This window comes from Bisgaardia hudsonensis (assembly GCF_004345785.1).
In the GTDB taxonomy this organism is placed as follows: domain Bacteria; phylum Pseudomonadota; class Gammaproteobacteria; order Enterobacterales; family Pasteurellaceae; genus Bisgaardia; species Bisgaardia hudsonensis.
Window position 1 is genome coordinate 88,897 of sequence record NZ_SLXI01000001.1, and the last position, 22,119, is coordinate 111,015.

At 33.1% G+C, this 22,119-nt stretch carries 22 protein-coding genes and 4 tRNA genes; 22 read left to right on the forward strand and 4 right to left on the reverse strand.

Going from position 1 to position 22,119, the window contains the following annotated elements:
- Positions 1-367 precede the first annotated feature (367 nt).
- From EV697_RS00425 to recC, 19 genes are all read left to right on the forward strand, one after another.
- On the forward strand, positions 368-1,933 hold the full coding sequence (locus EV697_RS00425; RefSeq protein ID WP_132021426.1) for a cytochrome ubiquinol oxidase subunit I: 1,566 nt from the start codon (positions 368-370) through the stop codon (positions 1,931-1,933).
- A 14-nt stretch (positions 1,934-1,947) separates the two neighbouring features.
- A complete protein-coding gene (gene cydB / locus EV697_RS00430) occupies positions 1,948-3,084 on the forward strand; it encodes a cytochrome d ubiquinol oxidase subunit II (protein ID WP_132021428.1) in 1,137 nt (378 codons plus the stop codon).
- Positions 3,085-3,104: 20 nt separating this feature from the next.
- Positions 3,105-3,203, forward strand: a complete 99-nt coding sequence (locus EV697_RS00435; RefSeq protein ID WP_132021430.1) for a cytochrome bd oxidase small subunit, CydX/CbdX family — start codon at positions 3,105-3,107, stop codon at positions 3,201-3,203.
- A gap of 4 nt (positions 3,204-3,207) precedes the next feature.
- Positions 3,208-3,510: a cyd operon YbgE family protein gene (locus tag EV697_RS00440; RefSeq protein WP_132021432.1), complete on the forward strand. Its 303-nt coding sequence runs from the start codon at positions 3,208-3,210 to the stop codon at positions 3,508-3,510.
- Between the two features lie 131 nt (positions 3,511-3,641).
- Positions 3,642-4,040 carry a tol-pal system-associated acyl-CoA thioesterase gene (gene ybgC, locus EV697_RS00445; protein WP_132021434.1) on the forward strand — a complete coding sequence of 133 codons (399 nt, stop codon included), beginning with the start codon at positions 3,642-3,644 and terminating at the stop codon, positions 4,038-4,040.
- A gap of 29 nt (positions 4,041-4,069) precedes the next feature.
- Positions 4,070-4,756, forward strand: a complete 687-nt coding sequence (gene tolQ, locus EV697_RS00450) for a protein TolQ (protein WP_132021436.1) — start codon at positions 4,070-4,072, stop codon at positions 4,754-4,756.
- A 58-nt stretch (positions 4,757-4,814) separates the two neighbouring features.
- A complete protein-coding gene (gene tolR, locus EV697_RS00455; protein WP_132021438.1) occupies positions 4,815-5,243 on the forward strand; it encodes a colicin uptake protein TolR in 429 nt (142 codons plus the stop codon).
- Between the two features lie 15 nt (positions 5,244-5,258).
- Positions 5,259-6,446 (forward strand): cell envelope integrity protein TolA, encoded by a 1,188-nt coding sequence (gene tolA / locus EV697_RS00460; protein WP_132021440.1) that lies wholly within the window; start codon positions 5,259-5,261, stop codon positions 6,444-6,446.
- A 65-nt stretch (positions 6,447-6,511) separates the two neighbouring features.
- Positions 6,512-7,819, forward strand: coding sequence for a Tol-Pal system beta propeller repeat protein TolB (gene tolB / locus EV697_RS00465; protein WP_132021441.1), 1,308 nt, complete (start codon positions 6,512-6,514; stop codon positions 7,817-7,819).
- Positions 7,820-7,828: 9 nt separating this feature from the next.
- On the forward strand, positions 7,829-8,290 hold the full coding sequence (pal, locus tag EV697_RS00470) for a peptidoglycan-associated lipoprotein Pal (protein ID WP_132021468.1): 462 nt from the start codon (positions 7,829-7,831) through the stop codon (positions 8,288-8,290).
- Positions 8,291-8,470: 180 nt separating this feature from the next.
- Positions 8,471-8,546, forward strand: a tRNA-Lys gene (locus EV697_RS00475).
- Between the two features lie 26 nt (positions 8,547-8,572).
- Positions 8,573-8,648 (forward strand) — tRNA-Lys (locus tag EV697_RS00480).
- Between the two features lie 28 nt (positions 8,649-8,676).
- A tRNA-Lys gene (locus tag EV697_RS00485) sits at positions 8,677-8,752 on the forward strand.
- Positions 8,753-8,772: 20 nt separating this feature from the next.
- Positions 8,773-8,847: transfer RNA gene (locus EV697_RS00490), tRNA-Lys, on the forward strand.
- A gap of 156 nt (positions 8,848-9,003) precedes the next feature.
- On the forward strand, positions 9,004-9,531 hold the full coding sequence (locus EV697_RS00495; protein WP_132021470.1) for a prepilin-type N-terminal cleavage/methylation domain-containing protein: 528 nt from the start codon (positions 9,004-9,006) through the stop codon (positions 9,529-9,531).
- On the forward strand, positions 9,528-10,271 hold the full coding sequence (locus tag EV697_RS00500) for a hypothetical protein (RefSeq protein ID WP_132021472.1): 744 nt from the start codon (positions 9,528-9,530) through the stop codon (positions 10,269-10,271). The genes EV697_RS00495 and EV697_RS00500 overlap by 4 nt, the downstream gene beginning before the upstream one ends.
- Positions 10,258-10,956, forward strand: coding sequence for a DUF2572 family protein (locus tag EV697_RS00505; RefSeq protein ID WP_165906452.1), 699 nt, complete (start codon positions 10,258-10,260; stop codon positions 10,954-10,956). Before EV697_RS00500 ends, EV697_RS00505 begins: the two co-directional genes overlap by 14 nt.
- On the forward strand, positions 10,943-11,242 hold the full coding sequence (locus tag EV697_RS00510) for a DUF5374 domain-containing protein (protein WP_418883947.1): 300 nt from the start codon (positions 10,943-10,945) through the stop codon (positions 11,240-11,242). Before EV697_RS00505 ends, EV697_RS00510 begins: the two co-directional genes overlap by 14 nt.
- A 36-nt stretch (positions 11,243-11,278) precedes the next feature.
- Complete coding sequence (gene recC, locus EV697_RS00515) at positions 11,279-14,737, forward strand: exodeoxyribonuclease V subunit gamma (RefSeq protein ID WP_132021476.1); 3,459 nt, start codon at positions 11,279-11,281, stop codon at positions 14,735-14,737.
- 133 nt (positions 14,738-14,870) lie between these two features.
- Here the strand turns inward: recC and cysS are convergent, their stop codons facing one another.
- Entirely contained in the window at positions 14,871-16,250 is a 1,380-nt protein-coding gene (gene cysS, locus EV697_RS00520) for a cysteine--tRNA ligase (RefSeq protein WP_132021479.1), read from the reverse strand.
- A 101-nt stretch (positions 16,251-16,351) separates the two neighbouring features.
- Between cysS and EV697_RS00525 the strand changes: the two genes are divergently transcribed.
- The 3 genes from EV697_RS00525 (at position 16,352) to EV697_RS00535 (ending at position 18,254) form a co-directional block, all read left to right on the forward strand.
- The gene (locus tag EV697_RS00525; RefSeq protein WP_132021481.1) at positions 16,352-16,843 is read left to right on the forward strand and encodes a peptidylprolyl isomerase; all 492 of its coding nucleotides are present in this window, start codon (positions 16,352-16,354) and stop codon (positions 16,841-16,843) included.
- Between the two features lie 77 nt (positions 16,844-16,920).
- On the forward strand, positions 16,921-17,460 hold the full coding sequence (locus tag EV697_RS00530; RefSeq protein ID WP_236824081.1) for a peptidylprolyl isomerase: 540 nt from the start codon (positions 16,921-16,923) through the stop codon (positions 17,458-17,460).
- A 5-nt stretch (positions 17,461-17,465) separates the two neighbouring features.
- On the forward strand, positions 17,466-18,254 hold the full coding sequence (locus tag EV697_RS00535; protein ID WP_132021485.1) for a TatD family hydrolase: 789 nt from the start codon (positions 17,466-17,468) through the stop codon (positions 18,252-18,254).
- A gap of 3 nt (positions 18,255-18,257) precedes the next feature.
- Here EV697_RS00535 and nrdG read toward each other — a convergent pair whose 3' ends face one another.
- From nrdG to EV697_RS00550, 3 genes are all read right to left on the reverse strand, one after another.
- Complete coding sequence (gene nrdG / locus EV697_RS00540; RefSeq protein WP_132021487.1) at positions 18,258-18,737, reverse strand: anaerobic ribonucleoside-triphosphate reductase-activating protein; 480 nt, start codon at positions 18,735-18,737, stop codon at positions 18,258-18,260.
- Positions 18,738-18,825: 88 nt separating this feature from the next.
- Positions 18,826-20,949, reverse strand: a complete 2,124-nt coding sequence (nrdD, locus tag EV697_RS00545; protein ID WP_132022277.1) for an anaerobic ribonucleoside-triphosphate reductase — start codon at positions 20,947-20,949, stop codon at positions 18,826-18,828.
- Positions 20,950-21,201: 252 nt separating this feature from the next.
- On the reverse strand, positions 21,202-22,002 hold the full coding sequence (locus EV697_RS00550) for a sulfite exporter TauE/SafE family protein (protein WP_132021489.1): 801 nt from the start codon (positions 22,000-22,002) through the stop codon (positions 21,202-21,204).
- Positions 22,003-22,119: the final 117 nt, after the last annotated feature.

Here is a 22,119-nt window from a genome sequence, read left to right on the forward strand (position 1 = left end):
TTTTATTTTTATCATTTATGCTATAACAATTATGTTGCAAACTTGTTAATTCTTATGTGTTTTTTGATGTTAATCATTTAGATGATATATGTTAATTGTTTGTTATTTTGATTTAAGTGAAAAAATGTGATTGCCGTAACATTTTTTTTATTTTTTATATTCCTTTTAATATAGTAGAATGTAGGAGAGATATTAATTTATCTGTATGATGGTCAAGTTTTATGATTATAAGATAATATCAATTTGATATGTTGTTGTAATTGTAAATATGATTTGGTTTAAAATCTTAAGAACATTCTTAAGTATAAATGGTGTGATCACAATGTGATCATTGTGGAAGTCTTGTAGTATTTACAAGGAGTTGGAAATGTTGGACGTTGTTGAACTGTCTAGATTGCAGTTTGCACTAACTGCATTATATCACTTTTTGTTTGTGCCATTAACATTGGGTTTATCATTTTTATTAGTAATAATGGAAACTTTATATGTGGCGACAGGCAAAGAAGTCTATAAAGATATGACTAAATTCTGGGGTAAGTTATTTGGTATTAACTTTGCCTTAGGAGTAACAACTGGTATTACCATGGAATTTCAGTTTGGTACTAACTGGTCATATTATTCTCATTATGTAGGGGATATCTTTGGTGCTCCACTTGCAATTGAAGCATTATTAGCCTTTTTCTTAGAATCAACTTTTGTAGGTTTATTCTTTTTTGGATGGAATCGACTTTCAAAAGGAAAACATTTACTAGCGACTTATTGTGTTGCATTTGGTTCAAATTTATCAGCAATGTGGATTTTAGTTGCAAATGGTTGGATGCAGTATCCTGCAGGTTCAGAATTTAACTTTGAAACTATGCGTATGGAAATGACAAGTTTTATGGAACTTTGGTTAAATCCAATTGCTCAAAGTAAATTCTTGCATACATTATCTGCTGGTTATATTGCTGGTTCGTTCTTTGTTTTAGGAATTAGTTCATACTACATTTTAAAAGGGCGTGATATTGGTTTTGCAAAACGTTCATTCTCTATCGCCGCTGTATTTGGTATGATTTCAGCTATTACAGTAGTTATTATGGGGGATGAAGCTGGTTATGAAATTGGTCATCATCAGCCTGTAAAATTAGCAGCAATGGAAGGTGAGTGGCATACGGAAGAAGCTCCAGCGGCTTGGAATGTAATCGTTGTCCCTAATCAAGCGGAGAAGAAAAATGATTTTGCTCTTCAAATCCCTTATGCTGCTGGTATTATCGTTACTCGTTCACTAGATAAACAATTTGCTGGTTTAGTTGATTTACAAGCTAAAAATGAAGAACGTGTTCGCAGAGGTATGGTGGCTTATGCTCTTTTAGAAAAATTAAGAGCTGATAAGAAAGCAACAGGGCAGACTGATGAGTCTCTAAAAGCTCAATTTAATTCTGTAAAAGATGATCTTGGTTTTGGTTTATTACTAAAACGTTATACAGATAAAGTTATTGATGCTTCTGAACAGCAAATTAAGCAAGCCGCAGCAGACACAATTCCTAATGTTGGTCCTACATTCTGGTCATTCCGTGTAATGATGTTTGCTGGTGGGTTAATAGTATTATTATTAATTCTTGCTTTAGCTCAGAATTTAAGAAAAACAGTTGGTCGTAGTCCATTATTACTAAAAGCATTATTATGGGGAATGCCATTACCTTGGATTGCTATTGAAAGCGGTTGGTTCCTTGCTGAATATGGTCGTCAACCGTGGGCGATTTATGATGTTCTTCCTGTTGGTGTTGCCGCTTCAAATTTAGGTGTAGGTGATCTTTGGTTCTCTATAGGATTAATTTGTACTATTTATACTATTTTCTTAGTTGTAGAAATGTATTTGATGTTTAAGTATGGTCGTTTAGGACCTAGTGCATTGAAGACAGGTCGTTACCACTTTGAACAATCATCTAAATAAGCAGGAGCCTAACTATGATTGATTATGAATTTCTACGTTTTGTTTGGTGGATCTTAGTCGGTGTATTGCTTATAGGCTTTGCAGTAACTGATGGATTCGATATGGGTGTTCTTACTTTATTACCTTTTGCAGGTAAGAAAGAAGTTGAAAAGCGTATTATGCTTAACTCTATAGCACCTCATTGGGATGGAAACCAAGTATGGTTATTAACCGCTGGTGGCGCAATGTTTGCGGCTTGGCCTATCGTTTATGCTGTATCATTCTCTGGTTTTTATATTGCAATGATCTTAGTATTAGCTGCATTATTTTTCCGTCCTGTAGGGTTAGAATATCGTGCAAAAATTGATAATCCTACTTGGCGTAAAGCTTGGGATTGGGGATTGTTTGTAGGTGGTTTTGTACCTTCGTTAGTATTCGGGGTTGCTTTTGGCAATTTATTACAAGGTGTACCATTCGAATTTAATGGTATTATGCAAATTACATATACGGGTTCATTCTTTGAATTATTGAATCCATATGCTTTACTTTGTGGTGTTATTAGTGCTTCTATGTTGACTACACAAGGTGCTGCTTGGTTACAAATGAAAACTACTGCTGAATTACGTGAAAGAGCTCGTGTTATTACACAAGTAGGTGCATTTATCACTATTGTTGCATTTATTCTATCTGGGGTGTGGTTATACTTTAAAGATGGCTTTGTTGTAACGAGTGTTGTTGATCATTACGCACCGACTTCTCCTTTAGGTAAAGATGTTGTTATTCAACAAGGAGCTTGGTTCAATAATTACTTTGATATGCCTATATTATTTATTTTCCCAGCATTAGCTGTTGTTGGCGGGATATTAAATATTTTAGCATCAAAAGCTAATCGTTGTGGTTTCGCATTTCTATTTTCATCATTAACTATGTTTGGTATTATTTTTACCTGTGGAATAGCTATGTTCCCATTCGTGATGCCTTCTATCACTCATCCTGGAATGAGTTTGTTAATGTGGGATTCTACATCAAGTGAATTAACTTTAATGCTAATGTTTGTTTTTGCATTAGTATTTGTTGTTATTTTGTTGGCTTATACAATTTGGTCATACATCAAAATGTTTGGTCGATTAGATGCTAGTTTCATTGAAGAAAACAAAAACTCATTATACTAATTTCTAAGGAGAATAAGGCTATGTATTATGTTTTATGGGTAGTGGGGGTTTTGTTAGCTGTTATGTTGAGTGCTATTGTTACTATTGGCATTGAAAAGACAGGTAAATTTGACGAGTAGTTAAATGATCAATTCACTTACTCAATTAATGGATAAGGGCTCTTGGCGAGCCCTTTCACTTATATCAGCAATATCTATTACTGTTTGTATTTTCTTTAATATTAATAATTTTGTGATGTCTTTAAGAGCTCTACCTAATCATGAGATTATTCTTGTTATATTAAGTAATATTATTTTGTGGATTCATGGAATAGGATTAGCTATCAGAAATATCAGATGGCAACGATTATTTTTATTTACGATGTTAGGTGCATATATAGTAATAATAATTGTCTTAATTAATATGACTACTAATTCGATGCTTTAGTAATATTTACAACAGTCTTTAACAATAAGTATATTTTATCTATTATTTAATTTTTAGGTACTTGATTATTAATTATACCAGCTTTAGAATGGGCGAGTTTTTTCAATTAAAATGAGTAATTAAGTAATAAAATGGATGGATTTAAGTATTTTACTCGCGTTTATTATGAAGATACCGATGCTGGTGGTGTTGTTTATCATGCAAATTATTTACATTTTTTTGAAAGAGCAAGAACGGAATATTTAAGGGCGCTTGGATTTTCTCAGCGAGATTTGTTGAATAGATATGATCTTGCTTTTGTTGTGAAATCTATGAGTGTTGATTTCTGTGCTCCTGCTAGCTTAGATGATAGCTTATTAGTAGAAACAAGAGTCAAGCAAATTAAGGCTGCAAGTATGTTATTTACTCAAGCAATAATATGTAATGATAAAATTTTATGTGGAGCTGAGGTAAAGATTGCTTGTGTCAATTTAAAGAAAATGAAACCTGTTATAATTCCTAATGAAATAAAAACAGCATTTTCAAGTTAAACAATCGTATATATTTTCGGAGCAAGTTAATGACATCTGAATTAAATTTTTTAGAATTATTTTTAAAAGCAGGAATTGTAGTCCAAATTGTAATTGTGATTTTACTTATTTTCTCAATTATTTCATGGGCTATTATTATTCAACGTAGTCGTATTTTAACGAAAGCAATTAAAGAATCTGCACGCTTTGAAGATCGCTTTTGGTCAGGAGAAGATTTAAATAAACTTTATGAAGGCTTAGAAAACCGTCGTGATGTTTTAACTGGGAGTGAGCAAATTTTTTATGTTGGTTTTAAAGAATTTTCTCGTTTGAAAAAATCCAATCCGAATGCGCCTGAAGCTATTCTTCAAGGTACTTCTCGTGCAATGAATTTATCAATGAATCGTGAGATAGAATATGCAGAGGATCGTATTCCGTTTTTAGCAACAGTTGCATCTATCAGTCCATATATAGGTTTATTCGGTACTGTATGGGGAATTATGCATTCTTTTATGGCCTTAAGTGGAGCTAAACAAGCAACTTTGCAAATGGTTGCTCCTGGTATTGCAGAAGCTTTGATTGCAACTGCGATAGGTTTATTTGCGGCTATTCCTGCTGTAATGGCATATAACCGTTTGAGTTTAAGAATGAGTAAACTTGAACAAAATTATAGTAATTTTATTGATGAATTTACTACAATCTTGCATCGTCAAGTTTTTGGGAAAAATCATAACTAATTTATTGTAGGTACTTATTTTGTAAGTGCAGTAGTTTTAATAGAATTTTGAGGCAATAATGTCCTATCGTCGTAATAGAAATCGTCGTAATATAAAATCAGAAATAAATATAGTTCCTTTCTTGGATGTATTGTTGGTGCTTGTTTTGATCTTTATGGCTACAGCACCAATTATCAGTCAAAGCGTTCAGGTCGATTTGCCTGATGCTGTTGATAGTCAAAGTGTTTCAAATGAAGATAAAATACCTGTCATTTTAGAGGTTTCTGGAATAGGTCAGTACACATTATCTATTTCAGGTGAAAGAAATGAAGGTTTGAATGAAGAAATGGTGACTGAAATATCAAGACAAGAATTTGCTAAAGATAATAAAACATTATTTTTAGTCGGTGGTGCAAAAGATATTCCTTATGAAGAAGTAATTAAAGCATTGAATTTACTTCATTTAGCTGGTATTAAGTCAGTCGGACTTATGACAGATCCAATTTAAAAGTGGGTAAATATTGTGAGGGAAGGTAGAAAAAAAATAGGTATTGACTCGTTTCTAATTTCTATTTTGTTACATATAACATTATTTGCATTGCTAATTTATGGTTCTTTTTATAGCAAAATTAATGTTATGGGCGGTGGGGAAGGTAATGGTGATGTTATTGGTGCAGTAATGGTTGATACTGGTAATGCTGCTCAAGAATGGGGACGTATTCAACAAGCTAAAAAAGTTAATAATACAAACACACAAAAAATAGAACCTTTAGAAACTAGAAAAGAAATTATCGAAGAAACAGAAAATAAATTAGAACAAACTAAAGTCGAGCAAGATGCAAAGTTGCAAGCTGAAAAAGAGGCAAAATTCAAAGCAGAGCAAGAGGCGAAGTTAAAAGCTGAAAAAGAGGCAAAACTCAAAGCAGAGCAAGAGGCGAAGTTAAAAGCTGAAAAAGAGGCAAAACTTAAAGCAGAGCAAGAGGCGAAGTTAAAAGCTGAAAAAGAGGCAAAACTGAAAGCAGAGCAAGAAGCAAAGTTGAAAGCTGAAAAAGAGGCAAAACTGAAAGCAGAGCAAGAGGCGAAGTTAAAAGCTGAAAAAGAGGCAAAACTGAAAGTAGAGCAAGAGGCGAAGTTAAAAGCTGAAAAAGAGGCAAAACTGAAAGTAGAGCAAGAGGCGAAGTTAAAAGCTGAAAAAGAGGCAAAACTCAAAGCAGAGCAAGAGGCGAAGTTAAAAGCTAAGAAAGAGGCGAAACTCAAAGCAGAGAAAGAAGTGCAGTTAAAAGCTGAAAAAGAAGCAAAAGTTAAGTCTGCTCAAAGAAATGCATTAGATGATTTCATTAATGGTGGTGATATAGGTGGTGGAAGTGCTAGTATTGGTGGTAATCAGAGTAAACAAGGTGCTTCAGGAACTGGTGCCGCGTTAGGTGTTGGTGATGGCGGTAAAGAAGGGGATCGCTATGGAGCTTTGATAAAAAAACAAATTCAGCGTCGCTTTTTAAAGGAGCCTGGATTTATTAATAAAGTTTGTATTGTTGAAGTTGAATTAGCGAGAAATGGTGCAATAACTGATTTCCGACGTTTATCTGGACCTGATGATATTTGTACTGCGGCGTTATCGGCTGTTTCCAGAACCAAGAGAGTTCCATCTGCACCAAATGAAGATATTTATAGAAAATATCAAAAGTTTTCTTTAGAATTTAAATTAAGATAATTGATTTTTATCATACGATAACAAGTAGTTTTTGTATGTTAATGTTAACCTAAAAGGTAAATTTAATGAAATTAATAACTCGTTTTATAAGTTTATTAACAATATTGTTTGTTTGTTTTTCTCATATAACATTTGCTAATGATGAGGTTAGGATAGTTATTGATGAAGGTGTTGATGGGGCAAGACCTATAGCGGTTATTCCTTTTAAATGGAATGGTCCTGGTACTGCGCCTGTAGATATAGCTGAAATTATTTCTTCTGATTTAAGAAATAGTGGGAAGTTTAATCCCATTGCAGTTAATCGAATGCCTCAGCAGCCTACAATGCTTTCAGAAGTTAATCCGGAGAGCTGGTCTAATCTAGGTATTGATGCCATTGTTGTTGGACAAATTACACCTGAAAATGGTAATTATAATATAGTTTATCAACTAATTGATACTATAGGAGCTTCTGGTGAAGCTGGTGCGATATTAGCTCAAAGCCAATATACGGTACCGAATAGTGCGATACGTTTAGGCGCTCATACAATTAGTGATGCTGTTTTTGAAAAATTAACAGCAATTAGAGGTGCTTTTAGAACTAAAATTGCCTATATAGTACAAAAAAATGGGGGAAGTAAACCTTATCAAGTCAGAGTTTCTGATTATGATGGTCATAACCAATTTATTGTTCATAGTAGTAGTCAACCATTGATGTCACCTGCTTGGTCAGCAGATGGTTCACAGCTCGCCTATGTATCATTTGAGAACCGTAAATCACAGCTTGTAGTACATAATTTACGAACAGGTGCTCGTCGTGTGGTCGCTTCTTTTAATGGGCATAATGGCGCACCAGCATTTTCTCCTGATGGTTCAAGACTTGCATTTGCCTCTTCAAAAGATGGAATGTTAAATATTTATGTGATGAGTTTAAGTGGTGGACATATTTCACAATTGACCAGTAATTCTGGTAATAATACAGAGCCTTCTTGGTCAGCAGATGGAACTCAAATTGTTTTTACCTCTGATAGAAGTGGTTCGCCACAAGTTTATATAATGAATGCCTCTGGAGGAAATGTTTCCTTGGTTAGTTCGGGTAATCGTAGTTATAGTGGAAAATTATTACCAGACGGTAATTCGTTAGTAATGATTTCAGGTGATCATATAATGAAGAAAGATTTAATTTCGGGTACAATTGATATGTTAAGTACAACTTTTTTAGATGAAAGCCCAAGTATTTCACCAAATGGTATTATGGTTATTTATAGTTCTACACAAGGATTAGGAAAGGTGTTACAATTAGTGTCCGCTGATGGTCGCTTTAAAGCACGTTTACCAGGAAGTGATGGCCAAGTTAAATTTCCAGCTTGGTCGCCATATTTAAATAAAAATTAGGAGAAGTTTATGAAAAACTTTACAAAATTGTTAGCTGTTGCAAGTGCAGTAGCTTTATTAGCTGCTTGTAGTAGTTCAAAAAATGACAAGTCAGAAATGGCATCAGAACAAACTTTTGGTGGTTATTCTGTTCAAGATTTACAGCAACGTTATAACACCGTTTATTTTGGTTTTGATCGTTATAATGTAGAAGGTGAGTACGTACAAATTTTAGATGCTCATGCTGCATATTTAAATTCTGTGCCAGCCTCTAAAGTATTAGTAGAAGGTAATACTGATGAGCGTGGTACTCCAGAGTACAATATCGCATTAGGTCAACGTCGTGCAGATGCAGTAAAAAATCATTTAGAAGCTAAAGGTGTACAAGCTAATAAAGTTTCTACTGTATCTTATGGTGAAGAAAAACCTGCTGAATTAGGTCATAATGAAGCAGCTTATTCAAAAAATCGTCGTGCAGTACTAGTATATTAATTATTAATTTAAAATAATAATGGATAAGGCTTATGGATAATAAGCCTTATTTTTTGCTTAAAAAATGATATTTTGCAGTGAATGTGATGACTATTTATTCAAATAACTAAAAAAAAGTTTTTTTTTATTGATTATTAAAATAAAAACAGTATCATAAGCTTCCGTTACAGATGAGTAGCTGGGGCGTTAGCTCAGTCGGTAGAGCAGCGGACTTTTAATCCGTTGGTCGAAGGTTCGAATCCTTCACGCCCCACCAAGTTTGTAGCAAACCTATCGTAAATAGGGTCGTTAGCTCAGTCGGTAGAGCAGCGGACTTTTAATCCGTTGGTCGAAGGTTCGAATCCTTCACGACCCACCAATATTTACTTACAAGCCTATTGTAGATAGGGTCGTTAGCTCAGTCGGTAGAGCAGCGGACTTTTAATCCGTTGGTCGAAGGTTCGAATCCTTCACGACCCACCATTAATTTACTAGACTCTCTAGGGTCGTTAGCTTAGTGGTAGAGCAGCGGACTCTTAATCCGTTGGTCGAGAGTTCGAATCTCTCACGACCCACCAAATAATTTCCTTTGTTTTCTAATATTTTCTATAAGAAATTTTTTAATTCATTCTTATTACTTATTTTTACGATCTTGATCGCAATGATTTAATAACTTCCTTTTCATCTAATTATTTCCCGTTTATATTTTATTGAAAATAGAAAAGGATTGAGAAATGAATAATAAAGGATTTACTTTATTGGAAATGTTATTAGTCATAGGGATTATTAGTCTATTAATTAGTTTTTCACTTCCTAGTTTCCAAAAGTTAAATGATAAAACGATCTTATCAAGAGAACAGCATAAACTTTATCTATTTTTGAGAGATATTCAGGCTCGTGTTGAAAATTCAAATCAAATTTGGCTTTTAATAGCGAATAGAGATGTAATTACTCACAAATGGTGCTTGGTTGCCCAATTAAAAAGTCGTCATATTTGTAATTGCTTATCTCCGAGTAGTTGTGATAAATCGACTCATCCTAAAATTTATATTTCTTCCGCTTCTAGTAGAACAATGTTGATAAGTAAAAAATATTATCCGAAGGAATTGACTCGTTTAAGTGGTGTTCGTAATACCTTATCAACAATTTGTTTTGTATTGCAGTCTGATAGATACAGAACAGTATTCTCTTTGTTTAATATAGGGAGTGTTAAATTGAAAAATTATCAATCACTTAGTGCTTGTGTGAAGAGCAATTTATGATAATAGGTAAGATATATAGAGGACAAACCTTATTAAGTTTAATACTTTCCTTAAGTTTATCTTCCATTTTATTATTTATCATTATTAGTTTTTATACACAAACAGAACATCAAAATAAAAAGATTTTTTCTAAATTATATTTACAATCAGAATTACAGAGAACAGTACAATTAATTGCAAAAGATTTACGTCGTTCAGGATTTCGTGCTATATCAGATAAGATAAAGGTGGATAATTTAAGTTATTTTGAAAAAAATAATCCATATTCAGTGACTATCGGTCAATTAGCAACAGAAACTCAGAATAGTTGTGTGATTTTCTTTTATGATTTAAATGCAACAGGTTGTATTGGGACAACTTACACACAAGGTTTATGTATTAAAGAAGGAAAAAATAGCACTAAAGAAATAGAAAGTGAATTGTTTGGTTATCGTTTAAATAAAAATATGATTGAAACCAGAAGTGCCTATAAAAATTCTGTTAGTCAACAATGTACCTCATCTCAATGTTTTAAATATTTACAGGCATCAGCTTGTGATTCTAGCGGTTGGATTGATTTATTAGATGATAATGAAATTGCTATTTCAACATTAAATTTTAGTTGGCTTATTGAAGGAAAAGCAATTGAGGTATCATTGGAGGGGTATCTAAAATCATCACCAGATATTCGTTATGAAACTTCATCTATTATTCCTATTCTTAATAATATCATTTGGACTGAAAATAATGAGAGTAATTGAAAAAGGGATAATGACACTAAGTTTGTTGTTGATATTAAGTGCTTTACTATTGATTTTATTATTTCTTGATGATGGTATATTAAAAACACATCGTTCAATTATCGCTTTAAGAAAAAATTATCTTGAACATAGTTTGGTATTGCAAAATGCTAGTCAACAAAATATTTTACATTTATGCAATACGCTTTCTTTAGATAATAATCAAAAAACGCATAAGATTATTTTAGAAAATACGCTAAAAAATGACCGCACTAATGACAATATATCTACGGCAATTTGGTGTGATAGGCATTTTTTATTTAAAGAATTACCGAAAAAATCAACTTATCAAAAAGAATTCAAGAATTATATTGACTCAGAACAGTTACAAATTTTTAAAGAAAAGCTCGTAATACCAAAGAACAATTTACCTAAAAGTAAAACAGCAACGTTATATTGGTTTCCAAAGGATCATTCTCAATGGGAAATTAACAATGATCTCTATGGCGTAGTTATTGCTGAAGATGATCTGCTTATTTCAGGAAAAGGGAAAATCCGTGGAACTGTTATAACAGGAGGAAATTTAACGCTGATTGAAGGTGTAACAGTAGCTTATAAAAAGTCAGTAATAAATTCTGTGGTGAAAGAATATAGTCAATGGCAGTTATCCTCAAAAAGTTGGTATGATTTTAATGATGAATTATAACGTATCCAAATATAAAGGAATGAGTTTATTGAGTTTACTAATGACTTTAAGTCTATTTAGTGGTATTTTTTTGTCTATTAATCAGTGGACAAGTTATCAACGAAAAAGTGCGGTTGAAATTTATCAACATTATCAAGCATTACAGATTGCAGAAAATCAAAAACAACGATTATTTTTAAAATTAGCTTGTCAGCATCGTATAATACAAAATGATTTAACTTTTACTATTCAATGTGCTAATAAAAAGGTAAAAGTACAATATCTTAATCGAGAGGTAAGTTTATAACTCTCATAACTATTAACTATGGAAATGCAATCGGAAATGCAATCACAATTTACTATTTATTATTCCAATCAACTTGAAGTACAAAAAGCTATTTTATTAAGAGTAATGGATATCACACCTCTAAATAATCCTTTTGAATCTGAAGTGATTCTCGTACAAAGTCCGGGAATGGCAAAATGGTTACAGTGGAAAATAGCTGAAGAAAAAGGGATTGCGAGTAATATTAAATTTCCGATGCCTGCGACATTTATTTGGCAACAATATGTTGATAATCTCTCTAATGTAGAAAAAATAAGTCAGTTTAATAAAGAGAGCATTATCTGGCGATTAATGCGTTTGATCCCTACATTTTTAGATAAAGAAAATTTTCAACCTTTACGTCATTATTTAAAATATTCTCAAGAGGCGGAACAACAAAAATTGTATCAATTAGCTTGTAAGATCGCTGATTTATTTGACCAATATTTAGTTTATCGACCAGAGTGGATTGATGCTTGGGAAAATAATCAAGATGATAAAATTGAGCAAGCGATTATTCAATTTAATAAATTAAAAGCTAATCAGTCCATAAATAATGAAAAAAATGACCGCACTTTTACCCAAGTAAGTGAACACATACAATGGCAGGGGCTATTATGGCGTGCGTTGGTGCGAGAAATTAAACAAGAAAACCCTAATGCTCATCATCGTGCTAATTTACATAAGCGTTTTCTTGAGTTATTAGCTATTCAAAATCCACAACATTTGCCTAAACGTATTTTTGTTTTTGGTATTTCTGCGTTACCAAAAGTGTACCTTGATACCTTACAAGCTTTAAGCGATTATTGTCAGGTACATTTGTTTTTTAATAGTGCTTCCAAAGAATATTGGGGAGATATTATTGATGAACGCTATTTGCAGAAATTACAACAAAAGAAACGTTATACTTATTTATCCGATTCTCAAGGTAAGTTTTCAAGTGAAACCAGAGACATTTTTTCAGAAAATCAACTTGTCAACATTGGTAATGAAAAAGTTGATCGAACGAATGAAGGTGAAAAATTACAAATTGGGCATCCTTTACTAGCTTCTTGGGGAAAATTAGGGCGAGATTTTTTGTATTTATTATCGGATATTGATCATCTAGAAATTGAGGCTTATACAGAAGGCTCAGATCGTCATTTACTTGCTCAATTACAAACAAGTATTTTAAATCTTGCTACTTCTAAAATAAATTCATTAATTAAGAAAGATAATGATCGTTCTATTAGCTTCCATTCTTGTTATAGCATTATGCGTGAGGTAGAAGCTTTACAGGATTATTTATTGCATTTATTCAATGAGAATAAAAATAAAGCAGAAGATGAAAAAATTACGCCAAAAGATATTGTAGTAATGGTGGCGGATATCGATAAATACACTCCTTACATTCAAGCGGTATTTAGTCAAGGAGAACATTATATTCCTTTCTCCATATCGGATAATAAATTATCAGAAAGTGATGTATTAGTGATGAGTTTTATTCACTTACTTAATTTGAAAGAAAGTTTATTTACTGCTGAGGAAGTATTGGCTTTCTTGGATATTCCAAGTATTCGAGAACATTTTGATATTGAAGAAAATGATTTAGTACAAATTCGTTATTGGGTAGAAAAATCGGGTATTCGCTTTGGATTAGAAAAATCCTTAGATAATCAACAGAAAAATTATAATTCTTGGAAAGCTGGATTAGAACGAATGCTACTCGGTTATGCAATGCGAGAAGAAAATGGTATTTGGCAAGATAGTCTTGGCTTTGATAGTAGCTATGGTTTACAGGGCGAAATTGCAGGATCATTAAGTGCTTTTATTGATTGTTTGTATCAATGGCAACAGATTTTACAAGGAAAATATCAAGCAGAACAATGGCAAGCTTATTTATCTGATTTAATTGATGGTTTTTTTGCAGAAACACCGCAGAGTAGTAAAACATTGTGGTATTTTAAAGAAAATATTCAAGCCTTAACAGAACAGCTGCAAAGTGTGCAATTTACCGATGTTTTATCGGTAGAAGTGATAGCTGAAACATTAACAGAAAAGCTACAAGAAATACCGAATAGCTTAACCTTTCTTGCTGGTAAAGTGAATTTTTGTACCCTACTACCAATGCGTTCGATTCCTTTTAAAGTGGTGTGCTTATTAGGAATGAATGACGGAGAATATCCTCGTCAACAAACTGCAAATAGTTTTGATTTAATGTTTTATCATCGACAAAAAGGTGATCGAGTAAGACGTGATGATGATCGTTATTTATTCCTAGAAGCATTATTATCCGCTCAAGATTACTTATATATTAGTTATATTGGACGTTCCATTGTTGATGATAGCGAAAGAGAACCTTCTGTTTTGGTTAGTCAGTTATTAGATTATCTCGCAGAAAATTTATCAAAAATAGGTGAGTTATCAGAAAGAAAGCAGATTAAAAACTCACTGATCAAACAGCATTCAATGACAGCTTTTGGAGAGCAAAACTTCAAAGGAAATGACCGCACTTTTGCAAAAAGGTGGTTATCCGTAGCAAAAGCCGATAGACAGCAAGCTGATAATCACTTTATTCAGCCATTACAATGTTCTGAACAAATTGAAGTTATTGAATTAGAAAACCTAATTGCCTTTATATGTGATCCTGTAAAATTCTTTTTTGAACGTCGTTTAGGCGTATATCTGGGCAATGATATTGATACTATTGCGGATACGGAAAACTTTATTTTAGATAGTTTAGATAATTATTTGATTAACGAACAACTGATTCACTGTGATTCAACTAATTTTAATCAATTTTTTGAGCAATTAAAAATTAAAGGTACTATGCCAAGAGGCACATTTGCAGAGATTTATCAGCAAAATTTTGAAGATAATATCCTTGATTTTAAAGAGCAAATCAATACTTACCTAACAGAACAATATGACAGTATTTACATTGATCAGCTAATTGAAGTTGATAATCGGAAAATACGTTTACGAGGTACATTAGATCATCTTTATAACAATAATACACAACGTGTTACTTGGCGAGTGGCCAGCATAAAAAATAAAGATATTATCCAAGTGTGGATCCCTTATTTATTACAAATTGTTACACAAAAACGAGTTTTACCCGCTATTCATTATGGTCGTGATGGATATAAAACCTTTAGTTCTATTGAAAAAACAACCGCACTTAAACAGCTTGAAGTATATATAAAAGATTATTTACTCGGGCAAAATGAGCTTTTCCTTGTGCCAAGTGCTTTCGCATTAGATTATCTAAAAAATCTACTTGAAAAAGATGGTACAAAAAAAGAACAAAGTACGGTGGATTTAGATAAATGTTTTTCAGAAGTTACAAAAATAATTGCAGGCGATTGTTATTCTAAAGGCAATATTTATTGGCAACGTGTTTTTGAACAAACGGATCTTGTCCAAGAACAATTAGAATCTATCAATCAGAAAACAGTAGACTGGTTTGAAGTGATGAATAAGTCTTTAGTGAAATAGGTTTATTGTTGATTTTAATAAAACTTTCTAAAAAAACACCGCACTTTTATTTTCGTAATAAATATTATAAAAAGGTCTAAACTGTTTTTTAGACCTTTGGTTTTAGGATTAATAAAATCAATAACTAGTTAGCTTATTTCTTACGCCAAGTTGTGCCATTAGCACCATCTTCTAGAATAATACCCATTGCAGTGAGCTCATCACGAGCGGCATCGGCAGCAGCCCAGTTTTTTTCGGCACGAGCATCATTACGTTGTTTGATCAGTGCTTCGATTTTAGCAACTTCATCATCGTTAGACCCTGCTTTTAAAAATTCTTCTGGATCTTGTTCCAAGAAGCCAAGAATTTTCGCTAATTCACGCATACGAGCGGCGAGATGATTCGCTTCCGCTTTATTTTCTGTTTTTAGCTTATTGATTTCTCTTGCCATTTCAAATAAGACAGAAACTGCATTTGGCGTGTTGAAATCATCATTCATTGCTTCCGTAAAGGCTTCGACAAATTTTTCTCCACCTTTAGCAATGGCATTTTTATTTGTATCACGCAAGGCAGTATAAAGACGTTCTAAAGCAGATTGAGCAAGATTAAGGTTTTCTTCTGTATAATTTAATTGGCTACGGTAATGAGTGCTTAATAAAAAATAACGTACGGTTTCAGCATTATAATGCTCTAAAACGGTACGGATAGTGAAGAAATTACCTAATGATTTTGACATTTTTTCGGCATCAACCATAATCATTCCGGAATGGATCCAATAGTTGACGTATTGAGTGCCGTGAGCACAGCAAGATTGTGCAATTTCATTTTCGTGGTGTGGGAACATTAAATCAGAACCACCACCGTGAATATCAAAATGTTCACCTAGTTGTTTACTATTCATTGCTGAACATTCAATATGCCAACCAGGGCGACCAGCACCCCAAGGCGATTGCCAACTAGGTTCATTTTCTTTAGACATTTTCCAAAGCACAAAATCCATAGGATTTTTCTTGATAGCCGAAATTTCTACCCTTGCCCCAGCTTGTAATTGTTCCAAATTTTGACGCGAGAGTTTGCCATATTCTTTAAAACTTTCTACATCAAACATCACGTCACCATTTTCAGCGACATAAGCGTGTTTACGAGCAATCAGCTTTTCAATAATACCAATGATTTCTGGCATATGATGTGTTGCACGAGGTTCAACGTCTGGACGTAAAATATTTAAGGCATCAAAATCCTTATACATTTCTACAACCATACGATCGACTAATTGATCGCAAGTTTCATTATTTTCTAAGGCTCGTTTAATGATTTTATCGTCAACATCGGTGATATTACGTACATAAGTGAGGTTGTAACCTAAATAACGTAAATAACGAGAAACCATATCAAAACAAACAAATGTGCGTCCGTGTCCGATATGACATAAATCATAGACAGTTACACCACATACATACATACCAACATTATTGTCGTGGATTGGTTTAAAAATTTCTTTTTCTCTGGTTAATGTATTAAAAATTTTTAGCATTTGTTTGTTCTCATTTTATTGTTAAATCTGACCGCTCTTTATAGCACTTATTACGCTTTTATGGAATAATAACCATCTCTAAATTTTATAGGAAAATAAAAATGGTTACATTACACACAAATTTTGGCGATATTAAAATTAATTTGAATTTTGAAAAAGCACCAAAAACAGCGGAAAACTTTCTAAATTATTGTAAAGATGGCTTCTATAATAACACAATTTTTCATCGTGTTATTGATGGTTTTATGATCCAAGGTGGTGGAATGGAAGCGGGAATGCGTGAAAAAAACACCAAAGATCCAATTAAAAATGAAGCAAATAATGGTTTAAGTAATAAACGTGGTACATTAGCAATGGCGCGTACTTCTGATCCACATTCAGCAACTGCACAATTTTTTATTAATGTTAGTGATAACGATTTTTTAGATTTTAAATCTGAAACAATGCAAGGTTGGGGCTATTGCGTATTTGGTGAAGTGGTTGAGGGTATGGAAACTGTAGATAAAATTCGTAAAGTAAAAACAGGTAACTATGGTTTTCATCAAGATGTACCAAAAGAAGAAGTAATTATTAATTCAGTAACGGTTGAATAATCAAAATTTATAGGACGCTTTTAGCGTCCTAATTTATAGTCAGTCCTAGGAATAAAAAAATGAAAACGTTAAAATTTATGACCGCACTTTCACTTTCTTTGATAGCGTTGACTGTCAGTGCAACTAATGTTATTTTGCATACTAATTATGGTGATATTGATATTCAACTAGATGAAAAAAATGCCCCGATTTCCAGTAAAAATTTCCTTGAATACAGTCAAAGTGGTTTTTATAACGGTACGATTTTTCATCGTGTGATTGATGGTTTTATGGTTCAAGGTGGTGGATTTGCCAGTGGTTTGAAGAAAAAAGAAACTAATACTCCTATCAAGAATGAAGCGGATAATGGTTTAAAAAATCAAATTGGCACAATCGCTATGGCAAGAACAGGTGATCCTCATTCTGCAACGGCTCAATTTTTTATTAATGTTGCGGATAATGATTTTCTAAATCATAAAGATAAAAGTTCACAAGGTTGGGGCTATGCGGTATTTGGAAAAGTCGTTGCTGGAATGAATGTAGTGAATAAAATTGCCAAAGTTGAAACGAGTAGTGCTGGCTTTTATCGTGATGTACCTAAAAATGAAATTGTTATTCAATCGGTGTCTGTTAGGTAGTTATTGTGGCATTTTTTGATACGCATACTCACCTTGATTATTTGGCTTATGAAACTAATGAGCCAATATCTTTATTGGTAGAAAATGCAAGGAAAGCACAGGTTGAAAAGATTTTAATTGTTGCGGTAATGGCGGAGCAGTTTAAAAATCTTGAAAAAATAACCGCACTTTTTCCTAATCAGCTTTGTTATGGATTGGGTTTACATCCTTTATATATTCAGCAACATCAGCAGGATCACTTGGTTTTACTCGAAAAATTGCTTAATGAAAAAAATGAGCGTTTAGTTGCTATTGGTGAGATTGGTTTAGAGCGTGCAATTCCTGAATTATTAACAGATGAATTATGGAAAAAACAATGTGATTTTTTTGAAGCTCAATTATCTTTAGCTCAACAATATCATTTACCTGTGAATATTCATAACCGAAAATCACAAGATCAAATTTTCCCTTTTTTAAAACGTATTCAACTAGATAAATGTGGTGTAATTCACGGCTTTTCTGGTAGTTATGAGCAAGCAAAACGTTTTGTTGATTTAGGGTATAAAATAGGAGTAGGGGGCGTGATCACCTATGCTAGAGCCAATAAAACTAGAAACACTATTCAACGCTTACCTTTAGATAGTTTATTATTGGAAACAGATACCCCTGATATGCCCGTTTTTGGCTTTCAAGGACAGCCTAATCGCCCAGAAAGAATTGCAGAAATTTTTACCGCACTTTGTGAATTAAGAGATGAAACACCAGAACGCATTTCAGAAACTATTTGGGAAACGAGTTGTTCGCTTTTTAGTTAGAGATTAGCGAATATCTTTTGCTGAAAAGCGATGAATAATTTGATTAGCCGATCCTCGCCAAGCAAGAGCGGGATCGGCTTGTTCTTGGATAAATTTTCCGTCAATTAATACATCAATATAAGGTAGCATTTCTTGTTGCTGTTCGTTTAATTCGGTTAGTTTGTAACCAGTCCATACCCAAATATCTTTATCGGTACATTCTTGTTTTACTCGCTTAACGAGTTTTAATAAAGTGGGGATATTTCTAGGGTGTAAGGGATCGCCTCCAGATAAGGTTAAACCTTGTCGTTTAATTCTGGTATCTTGTAAATCTTGAATAATTTGATCTTCCATTACTTGATCAAAGACTACACCAGCTGAAAAAGACCAGCTTTTTTTATTATAGCAACCTTTACAAGCGTGTTCACAACCGCTAACAAATAGCGTACATCTTGTGCCTTCGCCATTAACTATATCAACAGGATAATATTGTAAGTAATTCATTTTATTTAAGATTTTTAAAGCAGTACGAGTGAATATTTTACTCGTACAGGCTTTCTTTTAGGTAATTTATACAAAAGTGCGGTCAAATTTATAAATGTTTTACACGACGTTTCACTTCTTCTTGTTTTCCCGCATTGAATGGGCGAGCATCAGGACTACCCAAATACCCACAAACTCGACGAGTAACCGACACTTTGGTACTGTCGTGATTGCCACATTTTGGACAGGTAAAGCCTTTACTGGTACATTCAAATTCACCAGTGAAACCACAGTCATAACATTCATCAATCGGTGTGTTTGTTCCATAATATGGCACTCTGTCATAGCTATAATCCCAAACATCTTCAAGGGCTTTTAAGTTATGTTGAATATTAGGATATTCGCCATAACAAATAAAGCCACCACTTGCCAATGATGGATAAGGCATTTCAAAGTCGAGTTTATCGTATGGATTGACCTTTTTCTCTACATCTAAATGGTAGCTATTAGTGTAATAACCTTTATCGGTTACACCATCAATGACGCCAAATTGTTTGGTATCTAAACGACAGAAACGATCACAAAGATTTTCGCTTGGTGTGGAATATAAACTAAAAGCATAACCTGTTTCTGCTTTCCATTGTTTGGTAGCATTACTTAAATATTCAACAATTTTGATACCTTTTTGTCTAAGTTGCTCATCATCATAAATATGCTGATGATATAAAGCATTAATGGTTTCGTGGATACCAATATAGCCAAGTGAAATAGACGCTCGTCCATTTTTAAATATTTGTGCTACATTATCATCAGCTTTTAGTCTTACCCCACAAGCGCCTTCCATATAAAGAATTGGGGCAACACGTGCTTTGGTATTTTCTAAACGTGCAACACGAGTCATTAGTGCTTTTTTAGCAATAGCAAGTCGTTGATCAAGGATTTGATAAAACAAATCTTCATTTCCTTTGGCTTCCAAAGCAATTCTTGGTAAATTTAAACTCACGACACCGAGATTATTTCGCCCATCGTGTTGATATTCTCCATCTTGCTCATAAGCATTTAAGAAACTACGACAGCCCATTGGTGCTTTAAATGATCCTGTTACTTTAACGACTTGGTCGTAGTTGAGAATATCAGGATACATACGTTTTGAAGCACATTCTAATGCGAGTTGCTTGATGTCGTAGTTTGGATCATTAGTACTTTGATTTACACCTTTTTTAATAGTAAATACTAATTTGGGGAAAACAGGGGTTTTATGATTTTTACCTAGTCCACGGATACGATTACGTAAAATAGATTGTTGGATTAAACGAGCTTGCCAAGTGGTTCCTAGTCCAAAACCAAAGGTAACGAAAGGGGTTTGACCATTAGAAGTATGTAAGGTATTCACTTCATATTCTAAGGACTGGAAAGCATCAAAACATTCTTTCTCAATAAGTGCCTGTGCATATTTTTCTGCTTCGGGAATATGCCAAGTTTCTGCATTTTTTAGATGTTTCTCATAACTTAATTGTACATAAGGAGCAAGTACTTCATCAATACGGTTAATTGTTGTTCCTCCATAGATATGACTTGCGACTTGAGCAATAATTTGTGCAGTAACCGCCGTTGCTGTTCCAATTGATTTTGGCGGTTCAATTTCTGCATTACCCATTTTAAAGCCTTGTTTTAGCATACCTTTTAAATCAACAAGCATACAATTAAACATTGGGAAGAATGGGGCGTAGTCAAGATCGTGATAATGAATTTCGCCTTTTTCGTGTGCGCTAACAACATCTTTTGGTAGAATGTAGCTTTTCGCATAGTGTTTAGCAACGATACCTGCTAGTAAATCACGTTGGGTGGGGATCACTTTCGCATCTTTATTGGCATTTTCGTTAAGTAATTCCACATTACTTTGTTCTATCAATCCTTCTATTTCTTTAGTTAAGCTGCTACGCTTTTCACGAGCTAAATCACGATCATGTCGATATTCAATATAAGCACGGGCAATTTGTGGGTATTGGCTAGACATTAAATGATTTTCAACGAGTTGTTGAATTTGGTTAATATCAATTTCTTGCTGGTAATGTCCAAAAATATCATCACAAACCAGTTGACCAATATTATGGCAATAACGATCATCATTGATTCCGACTGCATTTGCTGCTTTTTTGATTGCATTAATAATGCGTTGTAGTTCAAAGCTAATACGTGAACCATCACGTTTAATAACAAAAAATGTACCCATCATTTAGACCCTATATGTTGTGTTTATTAAATTTCATCGGCACTATATATAGATTTTAATTTTATTTCAACCACTATATATTGTGGTTTTTTGTAAGGTTATTTATATATATTTATTGCTAGGTTATTGGTTTTTTTATGAAATTTAATTGTTTTATATGATAATTATTCTCAAAAAATAATTAAGAAATGTGATCTATATCAAATTTGGACTACTCGCCTTTAAATTTATTTGAATATAAATATGTACGCTTTAGTTTATTTGTAGAGCAAGCATATATCCAGCAATGATAAATAAAATAATACCTAATAATTTTCTAGATATTTCTGGAGATAAAATACCTCTTATTTTCATTGACAGAAAGCTCGTTAAGAATGAGCTTATCACTACAATTACAACAACTGAAAAATTTATATAACCGATTTGCCAAGAGTTGACTAAATAAAAATCAGGTATTTTAGTCAAGTATCCATATAAACTCCCTAACCCACCAATAACCATCATATAGTTAGTATAGGCTGCAATTTGATAAGGTTTAACGCTTGTAAGTTGTGCTACTAATGGTGCCATAATTGATCCACCACCTATTCCTGTTACACCTGCAATACTTCCCCCTAGAAAGCAAAATATAATCCCCTTTAAAGTGTCATTGTTTTGTTTATTTTCATTGTTGTTGAGAGTGTTATTTAGAAATAAGGTTCTAATTCCTAAGATACTTAGTGTAATTACAAATATTGCGATAATAGACCAGTCGGGAATATAGAAGCTTCCTTCAAATCCAATTTGTACACCAATGATCATACCAATAGACCATAACAACATTGATTTAAAGTTTATTTGAATTTTTTGTTTATAAAAGTAAAACAAATTAATTATTGATGTTCCAATTACGATAGTTAAGGATGTTGCTGCGACCATTTGTAAAGGAAATTCAGGAAACAAAGTGTGTAATACTGGTACCATTAATACTCCCCCACCAATACCAAACAATGCTGACATTAAATTGGTTAATGTGCCACAGATAATTAAGATAATGATAACCGTTATACTCATATTTATTATTCCTATTAAGAAAGAGAACTTTGAGTATTATTTAGTAAAAAGTATTAATTCTTTATGATCATTCTCATAAATTAAAAAAATTTAGTTATTTATTTGAACTGTGATCGG